The 6722-nt window shown below is 67.2% G+C and carries 4 protein-coding genes; 1 reads left to right on the top strand and 3 read right to left on the bottom strand.

The window, feature by feature from the left end; all coding sequences use genetic code 11:
- Window positions 1–850: 850 nt before the first annotated feature.
- Window positions 851–1636, top strand: a complete 786-nt coding sequence (locus F4X11_23800; protein ID MYN68009.1) for a hypothetical protein — start codon at window positions 851–853, stop codon at window positions 1634–1636.
- Between the two features lie 1507 nt (window positions 1637–3143).
- On the opposite strand, the gene F4X11_23795 is transcribed toward F4X11_23800, so the two are convergent.
- From F4X11_23795 to F4X11_23785, 3 genes are read right to left on the bottom strand one after another with little or no spacing between them, the layout of a single operon-like run.
- A complete protein-coding gene (locus F4X11_23795; protein MYN68008.1) occupies window positions 3144–3929 on the bottom strand; it encodes an HNH endonuclease in 786 nt (261 codons plus the stop codon).
- Between the two features lie 2 nt (window positions 3930–3931).
- Complete coding sequence (locus F4X11_23790) at window positions 3932–5398, bottom strand: DUF87 domain-containing protein (GenBank protein ID MYN68007.1); 1467 nt, start codon at window positions 5396–5398, stop codon at window positions 3932–3934.
- The gene (locus F4X11_23785) at window positions 5395–6192 is read right to left on the bottom strand and encodes a hypothetical protein (GenBank protein MYN68006.1); all 798 of its coding nucleotides are present in this window, start codon (window positions 6190–6192) and stop codon (window positions 5395–5397) included. Before F4X11_23785 ends, F4X11_23790 begins: the two co-directional genes overlap by 4 nt.
- Window positions 6193–6722: the final 530 nt, after the last annotated feature.

The raw sequence follows: 6722 nt of genomic DNA, 5'->3' as shown, positions 1-6722 counted from the left end.
CGTGGACTGGCGACCCGTTTCGTGCCGCAAACGTCCTGCGGCGCAGACTCCTAGGCTGGGAGATTGCACACGGAACTCAAGGTCGAGCACCCACGAGAAGCAAGTAGCTGCGGGTCCAACGAGCGGGCGACGCGACAGCCCGCCACGCCGATTCGTGAATCAGAGAGCGCGCAGTTGCGGCGCAAACGGGTTGGTGTCCTGCCGGGCTCTGACCGACCGGGATCTCGCGTCAGGACGTGCTACTGTCCGCGACGTGAGCACCGAAACGCCATGGGTGAGGATCCGATCAGCCATAGCCCGCATCGGCAACACGCGCCACGACGGCAACGGCGCCTGCCCGGATGACGGGCACCGCAGTGACGCTGACCGACTTCCTGGAGCGTCCGTTCAACGCCAGCCGGACACCGTTGCGCTACCCGGTCGGACGGTACCGCGGTATCGCCGATGTTGACTGGCGTCGGTGGTGCTCGCGCTCGCGCCGGACAACGGCAACAAGAGACCCTACGGGCAGCGCGCCCGAGACGAGACGTACAAGCATCGGGGTACGACCAGCGCTCGGCATGAGGACGACGGATGAACGACAGCGACGCGACGAGCGGCCCGTACAATACCGTAGCGGCGAAGTTGCACGCGCTGTACTTTGAAGAGCTGACGCGAGCGCTGCTGCCGCCGGTCCACCCGATGGTAAACGGGGATAAACCGGTACTTCCACGGGAGTCGCGGGTACTGCCAAGGAGTCTCCCCCACACGAGCGGGGATCAACCCGCACCTACGGTGCCGCCGAACTCCTACGAGACCTCCGCCCCGCGCGCGGGGGTATGAACCCAACGGAACATTGAAGACCCGACCGATGAACGCCCCGCGCCAGGGAGAAACCCCACGAGTCCCCGACGAGGCAGCCGCGGCGCGGCTGCAGAGGCTGTACACCGAGGAACTGCAGCAGTCGCTCCGACCGGAGGTGTTCGCGTCGATGGACGCTACGCCAGCCATGTACGAGCGGCAGGCTCGGGCACTGATCCGGCACGCCCGGGAACGCAGCCCGGCCGTCTACGAGGGACCGGATGAGACAACCTGGATCTGGTCGGACCTCCACCTGGGCGACATGGGCACCATCATGGCCTTCGATCGACCGTTCGAGACGCCGTACGAGATGGACCATGTTCTGATCGAGGCTTGGTGCAAGGCGGCCGAGGCGGACGACACCACCATCTGCCTGGGAGACGTGAGCGTCGACGGCTGCCTGCAGGAACACCACCAGGAGTCGTGGGAACAGGCACCCGGTGCCAAGTGGCTGGTGCTCGGAAATCACGACGTCGACCCGGTTAACGAGAAGCGGCAGGTGGCGCTTGAGCGGACCGCGGTAACCGTGTTCGCACCGGGCGACCCGCCGCTGGCGCTCACGCACGTGCCCCTGATGCAGGTGCCCTACGGGTGCGTGAACGTCCACGGTCACGTCCACAACCAGGCGTCGCCGACCCGGCACCGTCACATCAACGTCACCGTCGAACACCTGCGCTACCGGCCGGCGAGGCTGAGCGACATCCGACGCTTGGCACGGCGGCTGCTGGAGGGAAGGGACGTGCAGGGACGCAATACCCGGGAGCGGCTGGACATCGTTGCCGCCACGATGCCTTGAACCGGCTGCCACGCCTCGAGGCGGAACGATTGGCGTCGATGAAGGGCGCCACTGCCGAGTCCGGTCGGCGCCTGCGGGCGGTGTTGCCCGAGGGCGCCCCCAGCAGATCGGGCCGGACGCGAGCCAAAGGCCATCGAGCTTGTCGATCGCTTGCGACCGGCCGCCGCAAGGGGACGCCGGGGGCGCCAGCACCTCGGTCCGCCCCGCGCGCGGAGACGAACCGACGACGTGCTCGACAATCTCGTCCGGCGTGATCCGAAGTCCCCCGAGCGCCCGGCACTCCTCCTCGGGGGACCAGTACGAGGCGACAGGCGAGCCGAAGACGAAGGCGCTACTCGCCACAGGAGAACGCGGAGCGATGACCGGAACTACGTACGAGGTGAACCGGTGGACACAACCGTACCGCGTGTGCGACGACTGCGAAGCCGCCGAACCGGTGCGGTCGGACCGCTTCGGTCGGGGTTAGCGCGGGGTGGGACGACACGCGAGCGAGCGTCCGCGGAGCCGGCGTCAAGGCCGCAAGCCCGGCGGCAGCGGGGCGGTGCGGCGCGAGGCGTGTTGACGCCCGTGAGCTCGACGTCGGCATCGGCGAGGTCGGCTGGCACACGCGCCTCGGCGAGTCCGGTCACGGGTTCCGGATCTCGTACGCCGCGGGCGGCTAGCAGTACGTCGCGGTCCCGACCGGCGTCCGCAGCTGCCGCCGCCTGAGCGGTCTGCACGGCGGGCCGCGCGGGAGCGCACCGTCCAGCAGTACCGTCCCGGATCCTCGGCATCCTCGGCCGCGCGCGACGAGGCACTGGGGAGTGCGTCGCCGCCCGCCGGTTCCGGAACGACGGCCGTCGGGCGAAGCGCAGGCGCCAGCCGCGGCGCCGGGTCGTCCTCTCCACGACAGCGGACCCGCGCGTCGAAGCCGCCGGAACCAGTCCCGCCCGACGCGCTGACTGCACGGGCCCGGGTCGCGCCGCCGGGCGGAGTGGGTGACCCGGACCGGCCGCACCTCGTCGCGGCCGCCCGCCGGGCCGATGTCGACCTCTCCGACGGCGACGACGTCATCCTCACGCTACGCCGCTCGGGCGACGGGGCCGACAAGCCCGCCGACGGTCCGACATCGAGCCGGTGTCCTTCGCCGTGCCGGCCGGCACGGGAAAACACCCGCCCCCGGCCTTCGGTACCGGCCGCGCCTCTCGGAATCAGCGCGGGGGGGAACGGGCCACGGGAGGGGGGCAGGCGAGAGAATGGTAGAGACGCCCGGGCGAAAGAGACCCGGCACCCCGGCGGCCACACGTTCGTACGCTCTTGCGAGCAGATACCCCGTTCGCGGCGCAGGGCGCCAGGTCGGGCAACGCGCGCCGGCCAGGCCCGGTCCCCGACCACGACGGCCGGCGCTCGGCCGCCGGCCCCAGCTCACGGACCTCCGGCCGCCGCATGGGGAGCGCGGGGATCGAGGCGCTGCAGCGCTTCGGTGATGGCGTTGTGCTTGTTCGCGTCAGTCATGCGCGGTCCTCAGTCACTCGCAGGCGTGGCCGTCCCGGTCCCGATCCCGGGAGGTGTTCAACTCGTAGGTCCGCATCTCGGCATCGTCCCAGGAGTCCCTGTACGTCCCGCCATCCCGGTTGACGCCACGGTTCCAGCCGGCCTCCCTCATCAGCGTGCAGTTCCGGTACGTCTGCACTGGCGGGTGATCCGCCGCCGTGCCGCCGCCACCGCTACACGTGATCTCGTCCGGGCCTGAGCCGAGCAGCCGCTCAAGCCAGTCGCGTTCCGCCTCATCGACGCTCAGATCGTACTCCCGCTTGACCTCTACAACGCGGTTCGCCATCCAGGCGCCGTTGTGCTCCGGACGCCATTCGGCAGCGTCCCTGGCGCCCTTGCTCCGGTTCGCGCTCGCCGTCGCCAGCGTCAGGTTGTCGTGGTCCTCCGCAATCCGCCGCAGCGTCGCCTGATCGAATCCCGCCGGCCGGCTGTCCCATGCTTCGGCCAGAGCTACGATGTGCTCGCGGTCCAGGCCGTCGCCGGTGCCGACAGTCGTGATCGGCGTCTGCGTGTACGCCGTGCAGTCCGGCGAGCCGTCCTCCCTGTAGATGTCCGTGTCCCGCACGTTCCATGACGGCCTGACGTACCCGCTTCGACCCACCTCCGGTTCGACCCGGATCCCTCGCCACCGCGCGCTCGCGGGCTGCTCCACCGTCATGCCGTGCGTCAGGCGGCGCTCGCCCTCGTACTCGACGCGGATCTCCGCATGGCCAGCTTCGAGCATTTCGGGACGGGCGACGGGAAGAGCATCCCGCAGCACTTTCAAGTTCCGGTGACGACCCACGATCGTGGTATTGAGGTTGTTACGGATGTTCTCGGGAACGTCCCCCGCACTCTGGACGGAACCGTGTAGCGGATACGGAGAGAGCGGCCCTTGCGGATCTGCTCCGCAAGCATGCCGGTAGCCGCATCGCGCAGATGCCGCGAGTCGGCCTTGAAGATGTCCGAAGCCTCGTCGATCACGATCTCGATGGACGGTATGACGACGCCAGCGTCCTGCACCGCGGCACGCCGCACCTGAGCCGCACGCGCAAGAACCCGGCTGAGGAACAGCGCGTAACCGCGGCTGTCGCCCTCTCCGACACGCACCACGTTGAGCCCCGGAGCCTGAAAAAGCTCCTCCACCGTCGCCGGGGGCGGCGTAGGAGATTCACTGCCGAAAGCGTCACGCTGAGAACGGACGTCGACGAACGACGGAATCCGGTTCGGCCGACTCAGCCTGCGCCGCATCGCCTCGTACGTCCCGGAATGGAGAGTGCCGCCATTGTCACCGTACAACAACTTCTCAATCTCCCCCTTCCGCTTCTTCGAAAAGAAGGCTACAGCCTCATGAATCGTCCACGACTTTCCTGAGTTCTGCGCCGCGTACTGACCCAGAAAGTGACCGAACGTCTCCGCCTGCTTATCCTCGTTGGGTCGATCGAAGATATCGAAGATCGCCCCGGCAAGCAGGTCCGGATCAAGGTCCTGCGCAAGAACCCCAAGGCGTTTGGCATTCGAATTGGGGTCGTTCGGGTCGAGGGTCCAGTAGCGGACGGACCAGTCGGGCCGATCGACGCCGTTCAGCGAGAACGGCTCCTGCCTGGGCCATTTGGAGTGCGCAGAATGGTGGTCCTGATGATCTGGCTTGTGATCGAACAGGACGACCGCACGGCCAAGCGCCACGGCGGCATGGGCAACGTTAGACAACAGATGCGACTTCCCGGAACCCGTGGATCCTGCAACCAGCAAGTGATGGTCCAGGATCTTCTCGTCGACCGAAATAGGAACCTCCTTCTCTCCGCTGCGAGCGAGCTGCCCAATCCGGTGCCGATCCTCGGGAGCCGGCAGTTGGAGGTACCGGTTGATCTGTTCGGTAGACGCGAGCGAGGCGACGGCGCCGCTGACAGGCCGAACGAACGGCGTCGCGGGACGCCCGTCGGCGCCCAGAAGAGACTCAACCGTGGCGTCGTAGTACGTGACGGTCGAGACGATCGAGTCCCGGGTGTACCCCGTCTCCTCCAGCAGGGCCAGGTGTGCCGCGAGAGAAACGGTCTTGAACGGTTCAGGAGAGAACCGGCTGAGGTTCCGGTTGGCGGTGGCGATCTGAAGGAAAAACTCGCGGCCTGCCGACTCGCAGACGAGGTACGTGAAACGCTCTATCAGGCCGGCTTCTCCCGGCGCAACGAGGCGCACGACGCCGGTATCCGTGTTCTGATCATCAGGAATCTGAATGAGGGTCGTCGTCACCGGACACTCCGTTCGCCCACGAGGCTGAGGAAGCGGCCGGGGTCGCCGGCCGAGAAACGCGCAATGAGCTCTTCACGTGAGCTCTGACCGTCGAAAGCCGTCCGCACGTGCTGATCCGCAAGCTGGAGCAGCATCGGCACGTCGTGCTCCGCCGGCCCGGCGTTGTCGTGCTGTAGAACGTCAAGGGCCAGAGGAACCATCTCCGCCGCACACTCGATACCGAAGGGCTTCCGATCGACCTTGTACACGACGCGCACGACCGCCCCGGCATGCTTCTCGATCCAGTCGCCGACATGCTCCTGGCCCTTCTGGAACCGGTCTACAAGCATGGTGCTCCAGTTGCCGAAGAGGAAGAACTCGTCCGCCCGAAGGGCGTACCCGACCGCACTCAGGAGCGGATTCGCCGACAGGTTCTTGATGAAACCGATGGCCCTCCCGGTCTCAACGAGAGCCTGAAGCAGATCGTGCGCTTCTCGCTGCGTGAGCATGTTCTGGGTCAGGATCGGTCCGTCGAGAAGGACGACCCGATCCGGCTCCTCGTGGAGCCATCCGAGGGCCACCTCCCGTTCCGCGTACTCGCGAAAGGTGTTCACCCAGGAATGCTCCTGCTCACGAGCACCGGCAAGGTAGGCGGCCCACTCACGGAGGCCCTGGTCCCAACCGACGACCGCTCGGGAGTCCGGAACCAAGTGGACCGCTCGAGTGCGGGTAACGGTTGCGCGCGGCGCGTGCGGCGCTCCCGGACGCACGAGCATCACGCCGACGGCGTAGATCGTGTCCGTCGCAAACCGCACCGGGCGCACCGCGTCCGTGCCATCCACAGCAGCCAGTCGTTCGTGTAGAAGTCAACCGCCCTCGGCTCCGCCCTGGCCGCCTCGGTTGCGATCGAGGAAAGTCCACCGCCCCGGGTAACGATGAAGTCGCGAAGTCGTTCGACGAAATGATCCTCGGACCGAACGGAGACACCGACGAGGGCCGGAAGATCTCCGAGAACAAGATGTGAGTCCGTGATGTCCGCTCGGCCGGCAAGAGCGTCGCGGAAGTACCGATCACGATCGTCCGGCACGACGAAAACCCCCAGGAGAGTGGTTCGAGAAACGCAGCAGCAAGGCTGCGAGCGAGCAGGTCTTTCGACCAAGAGTAGCACCTGCGCCGAATCAAGGGATCCACCACGCCCAAAGTCCGGAAGCCGACTCCAGCAGCCCCAGTCGCCGACCCCGCTACCGCTCGCGGTTCCCGTGTGTGCGGGGCAACGTGGCTTCCGATTGACCTAGGAGTCTGCGCCGCAGAAAACAGATGCGACAATTGTAGGCGCGAGCCGACG

Source organism: Acidobacteriota bacterium (assembly GCA_009861545.1).
GTDB lineage: Bacteria > Acidobacteriota > Vicinamibacteria > Vicinamibacterales > UBA8438 > WTFV01.
Note: the sequence above shows the minus strand (reverse complement) of the source record. Positions and strands in the feature narration are given on the sequence as shown.